Source organism: Streptomyces sp. UG1, from assembly GCF_049974585.1.
Taxonomy (GTDB): domain Bacteria; phylum Actinomycetota; class Actinomycetes; order Streptomycetales; family Streptomycetaceae; genus Streptomyces.
Window position 1 is genome coordinate 25,567 of sequence record NZ_JBNGGG010000056.1, and the last position, 19,573, is coordinate 45,139.

The 19,573-nt window shown below is 70.4% G+C and carries 17 protein-coding genes; 3 read left to right on the plus strand and 14 right to left on the minus strand.

Annotation, left to right across the window (positions count from 1 at the left end; translation table 11 throughout):
* Positions 1-32: 32 nt before the first annotated feature.
* The 11 genes from pstA to mshD form a co-directional block, all read right to left on the minus strand.
* Positions 33-1,097, minus strand: coding sequence for a phosphate ABC transporter permease PstA (gene pstA / locus ACP4J3_RS44160; RefSeq protein ID WP_426542749.1), 1,065 nt, complete (start codon positions 1,095-1,097; stop codon positions 33-35).
* Positions 1,094-2,098, minus strand: coding sequence for a phosphate ABC transporter permease subunit PstC (gene pstC, locus ACP4J3_RS44165; protein ID WP_426542751.1), 1,005 nt, complete (start codon positions 2,096-2,098; stop codon positions 1,094-1,096). Before pstC ends, pstA begins: the two co-directional genes overlap by 4 nt.
* Positions 2,099-2,199: 101 nt before the next feature.
* Complete coding sequence (gene pstS, locus ACP4J3_RS44170) at positions 2,200-3,333, minus strand: phosphate ABC transporter substrate-binding protein PstS (protein ID WP_426542753.1); 1,134 nt, start codon at positions 3,331-3,333, stop codon at positions 2,200-2,202.
* Between the two features lie 247 nt (positions 3,334-3,580).
* Complete coding sequence (locus ACP4J3_RS44175; RefSeq protein ID WP_426542755.1) at positions 3,581-4,003, minus strand: NUDIX hydrolase; 423 nt, start codon at positions 4,001-4,003, stop codon at positions 3,581-3,583.
* Between the two features lie 35 nt (positions 4,004-4,038).
* Positions 4,039-5,172, minus strand: coding sequence for a CHAD domain-containing protein (locus tag ACP4J3_RS44180; protein ID WP_426542757.1), 1,134 nt, complete (start codon positions 5,170-5,172; stop codon positions 4,039-4,041).
* Complete coding sequence (locus ACP4J3_RS44185; RefSeq protein WP_426542759.1) at positions 5,153-7,528, minus strand: RNA degradosome polyphosphate kinase; 2,376 nt, start codon at positions 7,526-7,528, stop codon at positions 5,153-5,155. The genes ACP4J3_RS44180 and ACP4J3_RS44185 overlap by 20 nt, the downstream gene beginning before the upstream one ends.
* 149 nt (positions 7,529-7,677) lie before the next feature.
* Positions 7,678-8,589 carry a hypothetical protein gene (locus tag ACP4J3_RS44190; protein WP_426542761.1) on the minus strand — a complete coding sequence of 304 codons (912 nt, stop codon included), beginning with the start codon at positions 8,587-8,589 and terminating at the stop codon, positions 7,678-7,680.
* On the minus strand, positions 8,586-9,590 hold the full coding sequence (locus ACP4J3_RS44195) for an ABC transporter permease (protein WP_426542763.1): 1,005 nt from the start codon (positions 9,588-9,590) through the stop codon (positions 8,586-8,588). Before ACP4J3_RS44195 ends, ACP4J3_RS44190 begins: the two co-directional genes overlap by 4 nt.
* Positions 9,587-10,474 carry an ABC transporter ATP-binding protein gene (locus tag ACP4J3_RS44200; RefSeq protein ID WP_426542765.1) on the minus strand — a complete coding sequence of 296 codons (888 nt, stop codon included), beginning with the start codon at positions 10,472-10,474 and terminating at the stop codon, positions 9,587-9,589. The genes ACP4J3_RS44195 and ACP4J3_RS44200 overlap by 4 nt, the downstream gene beginning before the upstream one ends.
* A complete protein-coding gene (locus ACP4J3_RS44205) occupies positions 10,471-10,857 on the minus strand; it encodes a GntR family transcriptional regulator (protein WP_194044378.1) in 387 nt (128 codons plus the stop codon). Before ACP4J3_RS44205 ends, ACP4J3_RS44200 begins: the two co-directional genes overlap by 4 nt.
* Positions 10,858-10,958: 101 nt before the next feature.
* The gene (mshD, locus tag ACP4J3_RS44210; protein ID WP_426542768.1) at positions 10,959-11,885 is read right to left on the minus strand and encodes a mycothiol synthase; all 927 of its coding nucleotides are present in this window, start codon (positions 11,883-11,885) and stop codon (positions 10,959-10,961) included.
* Positions 11,886-12,060: 175 nt separating this feature from the next.
* On the opposite strand from mshD, the gene ACP4J3_RS44215 reads away from it, so the two are divergent.
* Positions 12,061-13,878: a bifunctional metallophosphatase/5'-nucleotidase gene (locus tag ACP4J3_RS44215; protein ID WP_426542770.1), complete on the plus strand. Its 1,818-nt coding sequence runs from the start codon at positions 12,061-12,063 to the stop codon at positions 13,876-13,878.
* 96 nt (positions 13,879-13,974) lie between these two features.
* Positions 13,975-15,207 (plus strand): DUF2993 domain-containing protein, encoded by a 1,233-nt coding sequence (locus ACP4J3_RS44220; RefSeq protein ID WP_426542772.1) that lies wholly within the window; start codon positions 13,975-13,977, stop codon positions 15,205-15,207.
* A 3-nt stretch (positions 15,208-15,210) separates the two neighbouring features.
* Here ACP4J3_RS44220 and ACP4J3_RS44225 read toward each other — a convergent pair whose 3' ends face one another.
* The 3 genes from ACP4J3_RS44225 to ACP4J3_RS44235 all read right to left on the minus strand — a co-directional run bounded on the left by ACP4J3_RS44225 (position 15,211) and on the right by ACP4J3_RS44235 (position 19,129).
* The gene (locus ACP4J3_RS44225; protein WP_426542774.1) at positions 15,211-15,933 is read right to left on the minus strand and encodes a carbonic anhydrase; all 723 of its coding nucleotides are present in this window, start codon (positions 15,931-15,933) and stop codon (positions 15,211-15,213) included.
* A gap of 146 nt (positions 15,934-16,079) precedes the next feature.
* On the minus strand, positions 16,080-18,149 hold the full coding sequence (locus ACP4J3_RS44230; protein ID WP_426542776.1) for a pectinesterase family protein: 2,070 nt from the start codon (positions 18,147-18,149) through the stop codon (positions 16,080-16,082).
* A 104-nt stretch (positions 18,150-18,253) separates the two neighbouring features.
* Positions 18,254-19,129 carry a hypothetical protein gene (locus ACP4J3_RS44235; RefSeq protein WP_426542778.1) on the minus strand — a complete coding sequence of 292 codons (876 nt, stop codon included), beginning with the start codon at positions 19,127-19,129 and terminating at the stop codon, positions 18,254-18,256.
* A gap of 246 nt (positions 19,130-19,375) precedes the next feature.
* Between ACP4J3_RS44235 and ACP4J3_RS44240 the strand changes: the two genes are divergently transcribed.
* Positions 19,376-19,561, plus strand: coding sequence for a hypothetical protein (locus ACP4J3_RS44240; RefSeq protein ID WP_426542780.1), 186 nt, complete (start codon positions 19,376-19,378; stop codon positions 19,559-19,561).
* The last annotated feature ends 12 nt before the right edge of the window (positions 19,562-19,573 follow it).

The window sequence follows — 19,573 nt, forward strand, 5'->3', positions numbered from 1 at the left end:
TTCAGGGGGTTTCGGGTCGCTGATTGGCCGCGTCAGCGGCCCGTCTTCGGGGCCTTCCAGCGGGCTATACCGCGGGCCACCAGGTTGAGGATCATGATGAAGGCGATGAGCACCAGTGCTGCCGCCCAGGCACGGTCGTACGCCGGACCCAGACCACCACTGTTCTGGAACTGCAGGTAGATGTACACCGGCAGCGACCCCTGCGGGTCCGAGAACGGGTTGGCGTTGATGAAGTTCGTCACCCACACCAACAGCAGCAGCGGCGCGGTCTCACCGGTGATACGGGCGACCGCGAGCATCACACCCGTGGTGATGCCGCCGAGGGAGGTGGGCAGAACCACCTTGAGAATCGTCCGCCACTTCGGCACACCCAGCGCCAGCGAGGCCTCGCGCAGCTCGTTCGGGACGAGCTTGAGCATCTCCTCGGTGGAGCGGACGACGACCGGCAGCATCAGGATGGACAGGGCCATCGAGCCGGCGAAGCCGGAGTAGCCCATGTCCAGGATCACGATCCACAGGCTGAGGATGAACAGACCGGCGACGATCGACGGGATGCCCGTCATGACGTCGACGAAGAACGTGATCGCCTTGGCGAGCTTGCCGCGGCCGTACTCGACCAGGTAGATGGCGGTCAGCACACCGATCGGCACGGAGATCACGGTGGCGATGCCGACCTGTTCCAGGGTGCCGAGGATGGCGTGGTAGATGCCGCCGCCGACCTCGGTGTCGGAGACGACACCCATCGAGTGGCTGAGGAAGTAGCCGTCGAGGACCTTGACGCCGCGCTTGACGGTCTCGTAGATGAGCGAGGCCAGCGGGATGACGGCGAGCAGGAACGCGACCCAGATCAGGCTGGTGGCGATACGGTCCTTGGCCTGCCGATGCCCCTCGACGCGGGCGGAGATGCCGTACGACCCGAGGACGAACAGTACCGCGGCGATCAGGGCCCACTGGATGCTGCTGTTCAGCCCGGCGGCCGCGCTGATGCCGAGGCCGAGGGCGACCGAGCCCGCGGCGACCGCCCAGGCGAACCACTTGGGCAGCGTGGCGCCCTTCAGGGTGCTCGGGCGCTTGTCGGAGAGAGTTGCGTTGCTCATGCGTTGGCCCCCGAGAACTCCTTGCGCCGCTCGATGATGAGTCGGGCGGTGCCATTGACCAGCAGAGTGATGACGAAGAGCACCAGACCGGAGGCGATCAGCGCGTCACGGCCGTTCTCAGTGGCCTCGTTGAACTTGCTGGCGATGTTCTGGGCGAAGGTGCCGCCGCCCGGGTCGAGCAGGCTGGCGTTGATGTCGAAGGTCGACGAGAGGACCATGGCGACCGCCATCGTCTCGCCGAGGGCGCGGCCGAGGCCCAGCATCGAGGCGGAGATGATGCCGGAGCGGCCGTAGGGCAGGACGGACATCCGGATGACCTCCCAGCGCGTGGCGCCGAGGGCCAGGGCGGCCTCCTCGTGCATCTGCGGGACCTGGCGGAAGATCTCACGGCTCACGTTGGTGATGATCGGCAGGATCATGATCGCGAGCAGGATGCCGACGGTGAACAGCGAGCGCGGGGCGCCACCGCTCCACTCGAAGACGCCGGTCCAGCCGAGGTACTCGTCCAGCCAGCCGTACAGGCCGTCCAGGTTCGGTACGAGGACGAGGGCGCCCCACAGGCCGTAGACGATGGACGGTACGGCGGCGAGCAGGTCGATCACGTACGCGATGGGGCCGCCGAGCTTGCGCGGGGCGTAGTGCGTGATGAACAGGGCGATGCCGATGGAGACCGGGACCGCGATGACCAGGGCGATGATCGACGACACGACGGTGCCGAAGGCCAGGACCGCGATGCCGAAGACCGGCGGGTCGCCGGTCGGGTTCCACTCGAAGGTGGTGAAGAAGTTGGCCTCGTCCTTGCTGATCGCGTTGACGGCGCGAAGGGTGAGGAAGACGGCGATGGCCGCCATGACCACCAGCAGGAAGACGCCGGATCCGCGGGAGAGGGCGAGGAAGACGCGGTCTCCGGGGCGGGTGGCGCCTCGGGAGGTGCGCTTCTGCTCGGTCTGGGACGGCTCTGGTGTGGGGGGAGCGGGCTTGTTCTCTGTTGATATGTCCATGGGGTTCTCCGGTCTGCGGAGCCGCCCGAGAGGTCGGGGGCTCCTGGCGGCGGTGCACCGGACGGTGCGGCCCGCTCCGGGCGGAGCGGGCCGCACTCAGGTCAGCTCAGGCCCTTGACGGTGTCGCGGACCTGGGTGATCAGCTCGTCGGGGACGGGGGCGTAGCCGGCCTCGGTCAGCTGCGCCTGGCCGTCCTCGGAGGAGATGTAGCCGAGGAAGGACTTGACGGCGGGCAGGGTCTCCGCCTTGTTGCCCTTGTCGCAGACGATCTCGTAGGTGACCAGGGTGATCGGGTACGCGCCCTCGGCCTTCGGCGTGTAGTTCAGCTCCAGCGCCAGGTCCTTGCCGGTGCCGACGACCTTGGCCTCGGTGAGGGACTTGGTGGCGTTCTCGACGGTGGCCTCGACCGGGTCGGGAGCGTCCGTCTTGATCTTGACGGCCTTCATGCCGCCCTTGACGTACGACAGCTCCATGTAGGAGATCGCACCGGCGGTCTGGGTCACCTGCTGGGCCACACCGGAGGAGCCGGAGGCGGACTGGCCGCCCTTGGCCGCCCAGGACTTGCTGGGCTCGTACTTCCAGTCGTCGGGCGCGGCGGCCTGCAGGTACGTGGTGAAGTTGTCCGTGGTGCCGGACTCGTCCGAGCGGTGGAACGCCTGGATCTTGAGGTCGGGAAGCTTCGCGTCGGGGTTCAGCTTCGCGATGGCCGCGTCGTTCCAGTTGGTGATCTTGCTGTCGAAGATCTTGGCGAGGGTCGGGGCGTCCAGGACGAGGCTGTCGACGCCCGGGACGTTGTAGCCGACGCCGATCGGGCCGACGACCATCGGGAGGTCGATGGCCTGGCCGCCGTCGGTGCAGGCGGTCTTCTTGGACTCGGTGATCTCCTCCGGGGCCAGGGCCGAGTCCGAACCGGCGAACGCGGTCTGGCCCTGCAGGAAGGCGGTGACGCCGGCACCCGAACCGGTCGGGTTGTAGTTGAGCTGCACGTTCTTGCAGGCCGCGGTGTACTGCTTGACCCACGCGTCGATCGCGTTCTTCTGCGCGGACGAGCCGGACGCCTGGAGCTGGCCGCTGGCGTCACCGCAGTCGATCTTGGCGGCGTTCGCGGGAGTGGAGGCGTCGCCGCCGTTGCTCTTGCCGGTGTCGTCGGAGCCGCACGCCGTGAGGGCCAGGGCGCCGGAGACGGCGAGAGCGCCGAGGGCGAGGGCACGCCGGTTCTTGCGCTGAAGCTTCACTTGAGGGAGTTCCTTCCAGGAGCCGCCGTCCTGAATTCGGCGGCGTGCGAAGACTGGGTGACGAGGAACGCGTCCCCCGAGGGCGCGGTCCGTCATCGTGCACGGCCGAAACTAAGCAGAACAGGTGAAGCCGCCGATGGGCATAAATGAACGAGGGGTGAACCCCTGGGGACGGTGCGGTGAGGTAACGGAACGCTCACGTTGAGGACACGGGTGTATTCCGGGGCTTTGTTGGGGTTGATTCGCACTACGCCAGCCGGAGCGACGCCAGCAGCGCGTCCACCAATGAGCGGTCCCTCGGCTGGGTCAGCCGGCTCCTGGCGCCCGCCGGGGACAGCCACAACAGGCGGTCCACCTCGGAGTTCGGGACGAAGACGCCGGGTCCCGCCTCGGCCGCCCAGTAGCGGACCTCCTTGGGCCGGTCGTTCGCGAGGTACCGCAGCGTCGGCAACTCGGCGCCGGGCTCGGCGCGGTGTCCGGTCTCCTCCGCGACCTCGCGCAGCGCGCAGGCGAGGGGTTCCTCGCCGTGCTTCAGCTTGCCCTTGGGGTGCGACCAGTCGTCGTACTTCGGCCGATGGATGAGGCATATCTCCAGCTCACCGTCTACCGGCGAGCGGCGCCACAGGACGCAGCCGGCCGCGTGCACGGTGAGGTTCTCCGAGTGAGTCACCGGGGGGATGCCTCCTTCAGGGGCTGCCTATCGTTTCAAGGGGTGCCCACCGTCTGCATCTGCCAGGACTGCTGGAACGCGAACCGCGCCGCCTCCACCTCGTGCCGCTGGTCGGCGTGCAGTACGCCGAGGGCGTAGGCCGTGGCCGGGGCGATACGCGGGGTGCGGGCCGCCTGGGCCGCGGCGGCGGCCGCCTCGGAGGCGTCGCGGTGCCGGTTGAGGGCCCGGCCGGACGCCAGCAGCCGTACGTCCACCGGGCAGTCGTCGCCGTGGAGGACCTCGAGGGCGTAGCGGTGCAGGCGCAGCAGCAGGCGGACCTGGTGCCAGGGCGCGTCCTGCGGATGCGGGGCCGGGTCCGGGGACAGGCCGTGGATCAGGGCCTCCGCGTTGTACGGGCTGCCCGCGGTCAGCAGCGGAAGCGCCGCCACCGCGTCGGTGAGCCGCTCCTCGGCGGCGGCCGCGAGCGGGCGCAGGTCGGCGGTGGCCGCGGCCGGGGTGAGGGGGACCTCGCTGGCCAGTACGGCGATGTTGTCGGCGACGGCGTGGAAGCGGGAGGAGCCGATGGCCTGGAGGGCGCTGGAGTGGGCGCGGGTCCGGGCCAGGGTGAGCTGGCGCTCGAGCAGGGCGCCCGCTTTGGCGGCGCCCACGGTGAGGTTGCCGCGCTCCGGGGTGGCCGCGGGGTGGGAGGGGGGAGCGGCGTCGGCGGTTTCCGTGTTCTGCGGGACGTCCGCACCGCCGGGCACACCGGCCCCGCCCGGCTGCGCGGGCAGCACCGTCGCCCCCGACAGCCGGTGCAGCGCGAGCAGCAGGCGCTCCAGGCGGGCCGCGTACGCGTGCTCCATCGCCAGCGTGCCGGAGAGCCAGGCCAGTTCCGGGCGGATGGCCTCCGACCAGTCGGTGTCCAGCAGCGGGCGGAACGTGTGCAGGCTGGCGCTGATACGGCGGGCCGAGCGCCGTAGCGCCCGGGCCGCGTCGACGGACTCCTCCGAGCCGTTGTCCCCCGTGCGCGCTCTCGTTCGCGCCGGGGCACCCGCGTCGCCGCCGGTCTCCCGGTGCAGGCGCAGGGCGCGGAGGAACTCCGTGGCCCGGGCGCGCAGGTAGCCCGCGAGGGCGTCCCCTGACACGGCCCCGGCCGTGGGGTCCGTCGGATCAAGGTGTTGCTGTGCCACGCCGGCGCCTCCGGGCGTCTATGAGCATCTCCTGGACGTTGCGCAGGGGCTGGCCGTCCCCGTCCGCCGCGTGCCGGGTCCACTCGCCGTCCGGGCTCAGGTGCCAGGACGCCGTGGTGTCGGACATACCGGTCTCCAGGAGCCGGTTCAGCGCGGCGCGGTGGGCCGGGTCGGTGACCCTGACCAGGGCCTCGATACGGCGGTCGAGGTTGCGGTGCATCATGTCGGCGCTGCCGATCCACACCTCGGGCTCGCCGCCGTTGCCGAAGGCGAAGATCCGGGAGTGCTCCAGGAAGCGGCCGAGGACCGAGCGGACGCGGATGTTCTCCGACAGTCCGGGTACGCCCGGGCGGATCGCGCAGATGCCGCGGACCCAGATGTCGACCGGCACGCCCGCCTGGGACGCGCCGTAGCAGGCGTCGATGACCGCCTCGTCGACCATGGAGTTGACCTTGATGCGGACGTAGGCGGGACGCCCGGCACGGTGGTGCTGGGCCTCCTTGTTGATCCGCGAGACCAGGCCGTCGCGCAGGGACTTGGGGGCGACCAGGAGACGGCGGTACGTCTCGCGGCGCGAGTAGCCGGAGAGGCGGTTGAAGAGGTCGGACAGGTCCGCGCCGACCTGCGGGTCGGCCGTCAGCAGGCCCAGGTCCTCGTACAAGCGGGCCGTCTTCGGGTGGTAGTTGCCGGTGCCGACGTGGCTGTAGCGCCGTAGCGTCTCGCCCTCCTGGCGCACCACCAGCGACAGCTTGCAGTGGGTCTTCAGACCGACGAGGCCGTAGACGACATGGCAGCCGGCCTCCTCCAGCTTGCGCGCCCACTTGATGTTGGCGTGCTCGTCGAAGCGGGCCTTGATCTCGACCAGGACCAGGACCTGCTTGCCGGCCTCGGCGGCGTCGATGAGCGCGTTGACTATGGGGGAGTCGCCGGAGGTGCGGTACAGGGTCTGCTTGATCGCGAGGACGTCCGGGTCGTCGGCCGCCTGCTCCAGGAACGCCTGCACGGAGGTGGAGAAGGAGTCGTACGGGTGGTGCAGCAGGACGTCCCGGGTGCGCAGGGCGGCGAAGATGTCCGGCGCGGACGCCGACTCGACCTCGGCGAGATCGCGATGGGTGCCCGCGACGAACTTCGGGTACTTCAGCTCGGGCCGGTCGATGGAAGCGATGCGGAAGAGACCGGTGAGGTCCAGGGGACCGGTGAGGGGGTAGACCTCGGCCTCGCTGATCTTCAGCTCGCGCACCAGCAGGTCCAGGACCTCCTGGTTGATGTTCTCCTCGACCTCCAGACGCACCGGCGGCCCGAAGCGGCGCCGCATGAGCTCCTTCTCCAGGGCCTGGAGAAGGTTCTCGGCGTCGTCCTCCTCGACCTCCAGGTCCTCGTTGCGGGTGACCCGGAAGGCGTGGTGCTCCAGCACCTCCATGCCCGGGAACAGCTCCTCCAGGTGCGCGGCGATCACGTCCTCCAGCGGGACGAACCGGCCGGGGGAGGCCTCCAGGAAGCGGGAGAGCAGCGGCGGCACCTTGACGCGGGCGAAGTGCGGGGTGCCGGTGACGGGGTTGCGCACGCGCACGGCCAGGTTCAGGGACAGGCCGGAGATATAGGGGAAGGGGTGCGCCGGGTCGACCGCCAGCGGGGTCAGCACCGGGAAGATCTGGTGCCGGAACAGGGTGAACAGGCGGGCCTGCTCCTTCTCCTGCAGCTCGTTCCAGCGGACCAGGTGGATGCCCTCCTCCGCGAGGGCGGGGGCGACGTCCTCGTGGTAGCAGGCGGCGTGCCGGGCCATCAGCTCGCGGGAGCGGGCCCAGATCATCTCCAGCACCTCGCGGGGCTGGAGACCGGAGGCGGAACGCGTCGCGACCCCGGTGGCGATACGGCGCTTCAGACCGGCCACCCGGACCATGAAGAACTCGTCCAGGTTGCTGGCGAAGATCGCCAGGAAGTTGGCTCGTTCGAGCAGCGGGGTGTTCGGATCCTCGGCGAGTTCGAGGACGCGCTCGTTGAACGCGAGCCAGCTGCGCTCCCGGTCCAGGAAGCGGCCCTGGGGCAACTGGACGCCGTCGACGAGTGACTCCTCGTAGGCGTCGAGGTCGGCGTCGATGTCGGGCTCCAGGTCGGAGACCATGCCCGACGACACCGTGTGCGGGCGGTGTGCCGCGATGGAGCCCACGGAGGGCTGCGCGTGCTGGACCTTGGCCTGGGCGTTGGTGGACTGGCTCATATGCCCATTGTTCCGCGCATCCAGGTTTACGGGCGCGTCGGAAATCGCGGGTGGGAGCGTCGCGGGGAGGCGTCGTGCGTCCCCGTTCCCCGCGCTCCCCTGCGCGGGAGGTGAAGGTTCTGGCACGGCGGCGGTCATTGGCCGAGCGTCGCAAGCCCGTCTGAACCAATGGTTACGGAGACATGGCGTGCGGGATAGCGGGGGGCGGCTCGCGGGCGTCTACGCGACCGGGCGACGGTGTCGAGGCCGCACGTCCCTCCCCCCGTAGGAGGGACGTGCGGCTGTCCCTACGGGGTGCGGCGGCGCAAGAGCCAGAAGGCGGTGAGCGTCGCGGCGGCGGCCACGGCCAGCACGATGCCGGTTTCGACGTACTGGAGCGGCCAGTAGTGGGACTGAGGGTGGAAGGTCGCCCGGGTGAAGTGCTGGTTCCAGTCGAGCTGCCAGGCCGAGCGCGGCAGCTCGAACTCGCCCGCTTCGACGCGGGCGACCGCCGGCCAGAAGTCCTCGCGGCGGCGCTCCAGCACGTTGAAGAGGACGAGGGCGGCCACGAGGCCCGCCCCGGCCGCGGGCAGCGCCCGGCGCAGCAGCAGTCCGGCGAGCGCGCCGAGGGCCAGGCCGGCCAGGGGGTAGGCGACGGCGGTGGGGCCGGTGCTGATGAAGACCTCCGGGAAGTACCAGTCCCCGACCAGGCTGGGGTTGCCGTCCCTCATGGGCCCCTTCAGCAGCGCGACCGTGCCGGTACCGGCGGTGAGCAGGGCGGCCGGGACGGCGAGCTTGGCGGCCAGCCAGCGGACCGGGGTGACCGACTGGGTCCAGGCGAGCCGAGCGGTGCCGCTCTCCAGCTCCCGCCCGATGAGCGCGCCGCCCGCCCAGGCGGCCACGGGGAAGATCAGGTACGACAGCGCGTCGGCGAGGAGCGAGAAGATGGTGCGGTAGGTGTCGTCGGCGGTGATCGCTATGACCGAGTCACAGGAGGGCAGTCCGTCGGCGGCGACCGGTGCGGCGCACGCGCTCAGGCCCCGGCGGGCCTCGCCGCCGATGACGTACGTCCAGATCAGCGCGGCCGCGGCGGCGGTCAGCGCCAGGACCCAGAAGATCAGCGCGGTGCGGTGCAGCCGCAGAACGGTCCAGGCCAGCCCGCGTGGGCGGGGTGACCGACGGCCGCTGCGGGCCGCCGTCGCGGTGAGCGTGGTGGTCATACGGCGGCTCCGGTGGCGATACGGCGCTTCAGCAGCCGGAAGGCGATCAGGACCGCCAGCGCCGCCACCGCCAGGACGATGCCCGTCTCCACCAGCTGAAGGGGCCAGAAGTGGGAGGAGGGGTGGTAGTCGCGGTAGAAGCCCGCGATGTCGTGCCGGGCGAGGCAGGCGGTGTCGTCGACACAGAGGGGGTCCGGCATCCGGGCGCCGGACGAGGTGAGGGCGCCCTCGTCGGTGACCATGCCGACGTACGGCGGGTACCCGTTCTTGTTGACGAGGGTCTCGACCGGCCACAGGTGCGGGCGCAGTGTGGTGAGCGTGGTCATGAGGACCGCGACGCCCACGACCGCGAGGCCGAGCGCGGGCAGGGCGCGGCGCGCGAGCAGGCCCACGAGGGCGCCGACCGTGAGGCCGAGGAGGGCGTAGGCGGGGGCGAGGGAGCCGTTGGCCAGGAAGATGTCGTCCTCGTACCACTCCCGCCAGGCCGTCACCTGCCGCAGTTGGCTGTCCGACGACCACGCCAGGCGGTGCAGCAGCATGAGCACGGTCGTGCCCGACACGAGCAGGGCGGCCGGGACGGCGAGCTTGGCGGCCAGCCAGCGGACCGGGGAGACGGACTGGGTCCAGGCCAACTGGGCGGTGCCGCTCTCCAGTTCGCGCCCGATGAGCGCGCCGCCGGCCCACGCGGCGGCGAGCAGCGGTACGAAGCTCAGGAGGGAGTCGCCGAGACTGCCGGCGAGGTTGTAGCGGCTGATGGCGAGGCCCGAGTAGTCGCAGCTCGGACCCCGATCCGGTGAGTCGCAGCCCATCGCCCGGAACTCGTCCCAGGCGGCGTCCGCGCCCCATCCGTACACCCACAGCAGCGCTCCCGCGCCGACGGCCACCAGCAGCAGCCAGAGCCACAGCGCCCAGCGGTGCACCCGCAGCAGCACCCAGGCCAGTCCGCGCGGCCCCCCGGAGGGCGTGACCGGGGTGGATCTCTGAAGCGTCACGGCGGTCATACGGCGGCCTCCTGTACGCCGTCGAAGCGGAGCGTCGGTGCCTCGGAGGCGCGCAGGTGGGCGAGGACGAACTCCTCCAGGGTGGGGGCCGTGACCTGCCATTCCTCGCCGAGGGGGCCCTCGGGCCGTACGAGGGCGGTGAGTTGGCGCCCCGTGGTGCGGGACTCGATCACGGTGTGCGGGTCCAGGGCCGCGTCGGCCCGCCCCTTGACGAGCTTGTGCGCGGCGAGCAGGTCGTCCAGTGGCCCGGAGAGGCGGACGCGGCCGGCGCCGAGCAGCAGGAGGTGGTCGCAGGCGCCGTCCAGCTCGGCCACGACGTGCGAGGACATGACGACCGTGGTGCCGTGCTCGGCCGCGTCGGCCATGAGCGCGGCCATGAGCTGGTGCCGGGCCAGCGGGTCGAGGTCGGCCATCGGCTCGTCCAGGAGCAGCAGTTCGGGGCGCTTGCCGAGGGCGAGGGCGAGGGCGACGCGGGTGCGCTGGCCGCCGGAGAGGGTGCGGATCCTGGCGCCCGGGTCGAGGCCGCCCTCGTCGACGATCCGCTCGGCAGTCTTCGCGTCCCAGCGGCCGGGGTTCAGCTCCCGCCCGAAGCGCAGGGTGTCGGCGACGGTGAGCTGGGGGTGCAGGGGCTTGTTCTGGGCGACGTACGCGAGCCGTTCGCGCGCCGTCGGCGGGGCCTGGCCGAGGACGGTGATGGTGCCGTCGGTGGGGCGCTGCAGCCCGGCGGCGAGCGAGAGCAGGGTCGACTTGCCGGCGCCGTTCGGGCCGACGAGGGCGCACACGGTGCCGGCCGGCAGCCGGAAGGTGCAGCCGTCCAGCGCGGTCCTGCGGCGCCGCCCGAACCTCTTGCCCAGCGCGGCCGCCTCGATGGCGGTCCCGGTCATGACTCGTCCCCCTTGAAGTGCGTGTCCAGTACGGAAGTGAAGAGCGCGTCCACGTCGTCGCGGTCCAGCCCGGCCCCGCGGGCCCGTACGGCCCACGCGTCCAGCTCTGCGCGCAGCGGTGAGTCGGCCGGCGCGGTGTTCAGCCCGCGCCGCACGAAGGTGCCGAGCCCTCGCCGTGCCTCGACCAGGCCCTCGCGTTCCAGTTCGCGGTAGGCCTTGAGCACGGTGTTGGGGTTGATGGCGGTCGCCTCGACGACCTCGCGGGCCGTGGGCAGCTTGTCGCCCGGCTCCAACAGGCCCAGGCGCAGGGCCTGTTTGGTCTGCTGCACGATCTGCACGTAGGTGGCGACGCCGGAGCGCCGGTCGATGCGGTAGTCGACCATCCGTTCCACCACCCTTTCACTAATTGAGTAGTGAAAGGGTGGTGGAAAGAAAGGGGCGGCGTCAAGATCGCCGCCCCTTATGGGAGTCAACAGCAGTTATGTCAGGTCTCCGTGCGGTACATCAGGTCCGTCTCGTACGTCGTGAACCCCAGCCGCTCGTACACCGACACCGCCGCCTTGTTGTCCGCGTCGACGTAGAGCATCGCCGTCGGCAGCCCCTGGGCCGCCAGATGCCGCAGGCCGATCGTCGTCAGGGCCTTGCCCAGGCCGCCGCCCTGGGCGCCGGGGCGTACGCCGAGGACGTACACCTCGCCCAGGCCCTCGCTCGCGTGGACCTTCGTCCAGTGGAAGCCGATGACCTCGTCGTCGCGCTCCGCCAGGAAGAACCCCGCCGGGTCGAACCACGGCTCGGCCTTGCGGTCGTCGAGGTCGCGCTGGGTCAGGGAGCCCTGCTCGGGGTGGTGGGCGAAGGCGGCGGCGTTCACCGCGAGCCAGGCCGCGTCGTCCTGGCCGGGCACGAAGGTGCGCACCGTGACGCCCGCGGGGAGCACCGGGTCCGGCAGGCTGAGGTCCGCCAGCGGGCGCCGCATCTGGCGCAGTTCGCGGAACAGGGTGAGGCCGAGGACCTGGGAGAGGTGCCGGGCGGCGGAGTGGCCGCCGTGGGCCCACACCCGCAGCCGCTTGCCGGACGCGCCGAGCAGGGCCGAGCCCAGCGCGCGGCCGTGGCCGTGGCCGCGGTGCGAGGGGTGGACGACCAGTTCGGCGGCCGGTGCCTCCACCGGGTCGGTGTCCTCGAGCTGGGCGTAGCCGACGAGTTCACCGGCCACGGTCAGCAGCAGATGGGACACGCCCTCGCGCTCGCCGCCCCGCAACTGGAGCCGGCCCTGTTCGGACACCGCCTGCTGCCCGTCGCTGCGGGCGGCCTCCGCGAGCAGTTCCAGTACGGCCTCGGTCTGCTCCGGGGAGAGCGCGGAGTAGGTCTCGATGGAGCGGGAGGGGAGAGGCTGTGCGGTGTCGTCGCTGGTCATGCGTACGAGGGTAAGGGGCGGTTCGGGCAAAGTCCCGGCACGGGAGCGAGCGACAGAAGCAATCAAGGTGTAACCACGAACCCCTGTCGCGCTACGCGCGTTGACTCTAGGCTGCCGCCCGACGGGGTCATGTCACTCAGGACGCAAGGGTCACTCACGACACATAGGGGGGCGGATGTCAGCCACATCCCACCACCAGCAGCACCGCAGACGGCGTACGTACGCACTCGTCGCGTCCGCGGCCGCACTCGCCACCGCCGGCGCGCTGGCCGCGGCGCTCCCGGCGACGGCGTCGGCGGGGGAGAGCTCCAAGAAGCACGGCGGCGGGTACCACTTCAACCGCTACCAGGACGTCCAGCTGCTGTCCTTCAACGACCTGCACGGCAACCTGGAGCCGCCGGCCGGCTCCTCCGGCCGGGTCACCGAGGTCCACGAGGACGGCAGCACCGAGACCATCGACGCGGGCGGCGTGGAGTACCTCGCCACCCATCTGCGCCAGGCTCGCGAGGGCAACAAGTACTCCATCACCGCGGCCGGCGGCGACATGGTCGGCGCCTCCCCGCTGATCTCGGGCCTCTTCCACGACGAGCCCACCATCGAGGCGCTGAACAAGCTCGACCTGGACGTCACCTCGGTCGGCAACCACGAGTTCGACGAGGGCGCCAGGGAACTGGCCCGCCTGCAGAAGGGCGGCTGCCACCCGACCGACGGCTGCTACACGGACGAGGAGTTCGGCGGCGCCGACTTCCCGTACCTCGCGGCGAACGTCCTCGACGAGAAGACGAACAGGCCCATCCTCAAGCCGTACTGGGTGTGGAAGAAGAAGGACGTCAAGGTCGGCTTCATCGGCGTGACCCTGGAGGACACGCCGGGCATCGTCTCCGCGGACGGCGTGAAGGGCCTGAAGTTCAAGGACGAGGTGGAGACGATCAACAAGTACGCCAAGGCGCTCCAGCGCCAGGGCGTGAAGTCGATCGTCGCGCTCATCCACGAGGGCGGCTTCCCGGCCTCGACGGCGTACAACTACGACTGCGACTCCCCGGGCGCGGGCGACGGCATCTCCGGCCCGATCGTCGACATCGCGAAGAACATCACGCCGCAGGTCGACGCGCTGGTGACGGGTCACACCCACACCGCGTACGCGTGCACCATCCCCGATCCGTCGGGCAAGCCGCGCACGGTCACCTCGGCCGCGTCCTTCGGCCGCCTCTACACGGACACGACGCTGACGTACGACCGCTTCACCGGCGACATCGCGCGTACGGCCGTGAAGTCCGCGAACCACGTGGTCACCCGGGACGTCCCCAAGGCGCCCGACATGACCGAGCTGATCAGCAAGTGGAACACCCTCGCGGCGCCCATCGGCAACCGCGCGATCGGCCACATCTCGGCGGACATCGTCCGGGACGGCACGGAATCCCCGCTCGGCGACCTGATCGCGGACGCGCAGCTCGCGTACGGCAAGGAGCTGGACCCGGAGACGGACCTGGCGCTGATGAACCCCGGCGGCATCCGGGCGCCGCTGACGTTCGCGGCCAAGGGCAGTGAGGGCGACGGCGTGGTGACCTACGCCGAGGGCTTCACGGTGCAGCCGTTCTCCAACACGGTGAACCTCCAGGACTTCACCGGCGAGCAGCTCATCCAGGTGCTCAAGGAGCAGGTCAGCGGTGCGAACGCGGCCTCCCCGAAGGTCCTGCAGATCTCCTCGGGCCTGACCTACACGCTGGACCTGACGAAGACGGGTGCGGACCGGGTGGTGACGGACTCGATCAAGCTGAACGGCGAGGCGATCGACCCGACGGCCACCTACCGCGTCGCCACGAACAGCTTCCTCGCGGGTGGCGGCGACGGCTTCCCGACCCTCGGGCAGGGCACGAACGACCTGGTCGGCGCGGACGACCTGGCGGTGCTGGAGAAGCATCTGACGGCCAACTCCTCGGCGACGAACCCGATCGCACCGCCGGCGGCGGACCGGATCACCGTCGTGCAGTAGTTCGCCGGTTCAACTGTTCGTGAAGTGGCGTGAACTAGATCGCAAACCTCCGGTAGCGGTTGCGGGTGGGGGGCGTGCGCATGGTCGGATGGGCCGATGCGTTCCCCCCACCACATAACTGCGCATCCTTACGCAAATCCCTACGAGGAGCTCGGCAGCCTGGACGACGGTCCGCTGGAGGAGTTCCTCGCCGAGGAGACAGAGGAGACTCCGGAGACACCGGCAGCGCGCGATGAGGCGGCGGCCCAGGACGACCCCTGGGCCCCGCCCAACCACCGCCGGGGCGGCCGCCGCAAGCGGCGCGGCCGTCTGGCGGGTCTGCCGTTCGCGATGAAGGCCGTGGTCGGCCTCGTCGTCCTCGCCGCCTTCCTCACCCTCGCCGACCGCTGGGCCCTGCTCTACGCCGAGCGCCGAGCGGCGGACACCCTCAAGGACCGGCTGAACCTCGCGGCCGCTCCCGAGGTGGAGATCGACGGCTTCCCCTTCCTCACCCAGCTCGCCGACGAGCGGCTGGACACGGTCAAGGTGACCGTCCCCGACGTGGCCGCCGACCGGGTCTCGCTCGCCCGGGTGACCGCGACCGCCCGCAACGTACGGCTGGACACCGACGGCCCGACGAGCGTGCGCGGCGCCGACGTTCCCGACCTGGAGGGCGACGTCCTGCTCTCCTTCACCGACCTCAACCGCGAACTCGGCGCGTCCCAGGTGACGTTCACCCCTGAGGGCCGGGACCGGGTCCGGGCGCGCGGCACGCTGCCGGTCGCCGGGCACGACCTGCGGCTGCGCGCCGAGGCCCGCATCGTGCGCGAGGGCGACCGCGGCATCGCCACCCACATCGGCGGAATGCGCCTGGACATAGGGGAGCTGGCCACGTACCGCCCGGGTGCCCGCGCGTCGGAGGGCCTGCACCTGAGCCGGGCGTCGGCGGGCCGGCTGGCGCACGAGACCCGCAAGGCGAAGGCGCTGCTGTCCGTCCCGGCGGTGGTACGGCGCCTGGGGGTGTCCGACTCCCTCGTCCGCGAGGCCCTGCGCAACGAGTCCAAGCTCACCGAACTGACCGGCACCCCGCGCTTCGTGCACCAGGCCATGCGCCTGAACCTCATCGACCTGGCCCTCGACCACCCGCAAGTGCTGGCCCGGCTCGGCTTCGACCCCGCCCTGCTCGACGCCCTGCCCCGCCTCACCCGCCCCGTCCTCGCCGACCGGTTGTCCCTGGGCTTCCGCCTGCCGGAGCCGCCGAGCGGACGGATACAGCTGCGGGACGTGCGGGTGGAGAAGGACGGGATCAGGGTGCGGCTGGAGGGGGCGGGGCTGACGGTGGGCCGGTGAGCGTCAGCAGATGCGGTGCACCCGCTGGGTCGTCAGCTCGTAGCGGGCTCCGACGACCGCCAGCTTGCCGTCGGCGACCCTGGCGGCGAGGTCGGGCTCCGCGGCGAGGCGTGACCGGATCGCCCGCACGTTGGCGTCGATGGTCGCGTCGATGCGCGCGGCGCCTTCCTTGGCGTGGTCGATGTTCGGCGCTATCTGGTCGGCCAGGTACTGGATGTGGGCGGGCAGCCGCTCGCCGGACTCGTCCGCCTCGACCGCGGCGGTCACCGCACCGCACGACTGGTGTCCGAGCACCATGATCAGCGGAGTGCCGAGTTCGAGCGGGCCGTAGGCGATGCTGCCGAGGACCGCCTCGTCCAGGACCTCGCCGGCGCTGCGCACGGTGAACAGATCGCCGAGGCCCTGGTCGAAGACCAGCTCCGGCGGCACCCGGGAGTCGATGCAGCCGAGGACGACGGCGAAGGGGTGCTGGCCGGACGTCAGGCTCTGCCGTACGGCGGGCGACTCGTCGGGATGCCGTTCGCAGAAGGTGCGCCAGCGCCGGTTGCCCGCGGCGAGCTCGCGCAGCGCCTCGTAGGGGGTCTCGGGCCGGCGCCGGGAGGGGGCGGTGTGGGGGGTGGCGGCTGCGGGTGCCGCGCCGAGGGCGGTGGTGGCCCCCAGTGCCGCGGCCCCGGTCAGCCCGGCCCGCAGGAGTGCGCGGCGGGCGGGAACAGGAAGTGTCTTCACGGCAGGGAACGTACGCTCGAAACTTCAAGTAAACGTTCACGTGTTGCCGAATCATGGCCGGGCGCGGGCAACTCATGATCGTCCGTTGGTCTGCTCTTGGCCTTTTCCCGCGCCCGCCTTGACCTACCTCACCGCCGTGCCTCACCTCAGGACGCGGTCGGCGTCCAGTCCCCGAGCCAGTCCGCGACCTCCTGGCCGGCGGCCTGCGCGTCGGTCAGGTGCGGGCGCTCGGAACTCGCGCCACCCGCGCCCGGCCCGCTGTTCCTGTACTCGGCGAAACGGTCGTCCTTCCAGGAGAACCCGCTCATGTCCGTCCAGGGCGTGGTCCTGACGGCGGCGCTGAGGGTGGTGTTGCGGACCGTCGTCTGGGGGTCGAGGGAGGCGTCACCGCCCGCGTGCCAGGGGCGGCCGAGGTAGAAGCTCCGGTTGGACACGTCACCGTTCACGGCCGAGTTGGCGATGAGGATGCCCTTGCGGTTCGCGGCGGTGCTGGGGGCGGTGACATAGCCGGCCGACGTGCCGTCCCAGCGCTTCTTCAGCGTGATGACGGACCGGTCGATCACGGCCGAAGCCCGCCCGAAGATGAAGTCGACGTTGCCCATGACATAGGAGTTCGTGACGTAGACCCGTCCGAGCTTGTCCTTCGCAGCCGTGTCCAGCAGCAGTGTGTCCTGGTCGCCGTCGACGATGACGCCGTCGAGGAACACCTTGTCGGCGGCCGTGCGCAGGGCGACCGCCTGATGTCCGCTGAGGTTCTGGTTCGCCTTCTCGTCGAAGTCGTTGGAGATCGTCAGGTTGCGGGCCTGGAAGTCGTCGGCCTCGGCGGCCACGGTCGCGCTGCCGGACGTGCCGTAGGTGCCGCCGCCGGGCTTGGGTGTGCCGGCCGCGTTGTTGTAGACGATGACGGTGTCCTTACGGCTGCCCCCGGTCCCCCGGATGGTGACGTGCGGCTTGTTGGAGGGGACCTTCACCGTCTCGCGGTACGTGCCCGGCTTCACGGCGATCACGACGCGCGAGGGGTTGTTGGCCGGTACGGCGTTCACGGCGGCCTGCACGGTCGAGTACTGCCCGCTGCCGTCCTTGGCGACGGTGAGGGTCGTGGCGGCGGCGCCCGCCTTGGTGCTCGCGCTGGCCGACGTACCGATGGAACCGCGCGGCCCCACACCCGACTTGACCTTCGAGGGCACGTCGGCCGTCTTGTCGAGCGTGTAGCCGTAGTAGTTCTTGGGATCGAAGGCCGTGCCGCCACCGCTCTCGTTGCGCCCGCTGGTGCCGACGAAGGTGTTGCCTCTCTGCACCAGGGTGGCGGTGCTGTCCTTGATGACCGGGTTCTTCATGCCCTGGAAGTAGGAGTTCTCCAGGACCATCTTGGTCCTGCCGCGCGAGTAGTTGCCGTAGGAGGACTTGATCGCCGCCCCGGCCACGTCCTCCAGGAAGTTGTTGTAGAGGTGCGCGTGGGCGGCGTTGTCGGTGGACGGGTTGCGCTGCTCGGTCTCGCGGAACCAGTTGTGGTGGATGGTGATGTCGGTGACGAGGTTGTCCGTCCACCCGATGCCGAAGGTCTTGTTGTTGTCGCTCAGCTTGTTCCAGGAGACGGTGACGTTGGTGCTGTCCTTACGGACGTCGATGAGCCCGTCCGCCATGTGCCGCAGATCGTTGTGATCGATCCAGACATGATGCGCACCGTCCATCTGGATCGCGTCGAAGTCGTGGTCCTTGTCGTTCCAGACGCCCTGGTACGAGTCCCGGATGGTGAGATTCCGGATGATGACGTTGTGGACCCCTTGGCCGAGGAAGAACCCGCCGCCGACGATGTGCCCGGAGGTCCCGGCCCCCACGATGGTCTTGTCGGACCGGACCTTGATCTCTTTCCCGACCGGGTTCATGTTGATGGTCCCGGCGACGACGATGACGTACGGCTCCGCGGCCGTCGCGTACTTCTCCAGATCGGCCTGCGTCTTCACGGTCACGATCCGCCCGTCGCGCCCGCCGTAAGTGCCGTTCTGCCCCAGGGAGTTGACCGAGGCGAAGCCGTCGGCGGTGGCGGTGGCCCAGGAGGGGGCGGCGGCGGAGGCGGTGGGCTCGGCGTTCTGGCCGAAGACGCCGAGCGCGTTGCCGTAGGCCATGGTGCCGGCGGCGGTGAGGGCCAGGGGGACACCGATCGCAAGGGCCTTGCGGCTTCTGCGATGCCGGGCCTTGCCGTGCTGCTCGCTCATACGGTGATCCGTTCCGTGCGGGGGATGGTTGCTCCGAAGAGCGGTCGTCGCCCCGCACGGAAAGGTTGCCGCGGTAAGGACCCGGTTGTGAGTGCCCTACTCCCCTACTTGGTGCAGGTGTTGGGGTCCAGCTTCTCCTCGATCTTGTCCTCCCGGCCGTCCGGCTGGCCGTTGGGCAGGAGCTTGTCGGAGACGCCGTCGATGTAGTAGCCGTACGAGTAGATCGTCTTCCAGCTCGCGTCCCGGCCGCGCCAGGTGTGCGTGGTGACGTCGCCGTCGCCCTTGTTCCACTCGTAGTCCTCGACGTAGAAGACCGGGTTCACGCGCACGACGCGCTGGTACGGCGTCCAGGTCACGGCGACCTGCCGGCACGGCGGAATCGTCTTCTCGCTACGGGTCTCGAACCGGGACTCCTTCTCCCAGCCCCACTCGTAACCCGCGCTGCCGCCCACGCTGCCGGAGAAGATGCTCTTGGCGAGGGAGAGGCTGATGGTCCCCCCGACGCTCTTCTTGGCGAACGTCTTGGTGCTGTAGCTGCTGACGAAGGTCTCCTTGTCGTCCGCCGAGCCCCGGTTGCCGATCCACCGGGAGGTGCGGACCGGCTCGCCCTTGATGGACCAGGTCGAGGCCTCGGCGTACCCGCACCAGCCGCGGAACAGCTCCCACGGCCCGGCGGGCTTCCACAGCCCGAAGACGTCCCGCAGATACTCGTCCCGGGTCTTGAACTCACCCGTGTCGACGTTGAGGGCGCCGTACACGCCCGTCAGGCTCCCCTCCTGGCTGCAGAGCCGCTCGATCATCAGGTCGGTGTTCCCGGGGTCGACGCCCCGGACGTTCTGGGCCCCACCGGGCCCGGCCGCCTCAGCGGAACCGGCACCCGCCAGCACGCCGGTGACGGCGAGGGCGGCGGAGGCGAGGCCGAGGGCGCTCTTCTTGAGCGTGGATATCGCGGATGTTGCCGATGTGCGAATGAGTCGCATGGGGGTTGGCTCACTCCTGTGGTCTGTGCACAGGTGCCTGGCCGTGCTTGACAGCGCCTGGCAGACACCTGCCTGTCTGACGGCCAGGAAGATTCCAGAGAACTGACGGGTAGGGTCGGGATCAGTGAGGATGACAGGACATCGACAGGTAGCTGGGCCTGTCTGTGAGCTTCTGTCGGCTTTGGCTGGGTGCTTCCGGGGAGAGCGGCCGCTTTGGGCCACTGGCGGCCCAAGGCAAGCCTGTTGGTGGCCGTCGGAGCTGACCCAAACGGGCCAGTTGCCGATCCGGGTGATGGTCACTACAAGCTGCTGGACATCGACTGTGGCCGGATCGCCGTGCACGTGAACACCGACGGTCTGCCGGTGGTCGAGGAGTTGCAGCTCCGCGAAGCCTGGCCCGCGCAGCGTCTCGACCCCACGGCCGTCGAGTAGGCCGACCGAGGT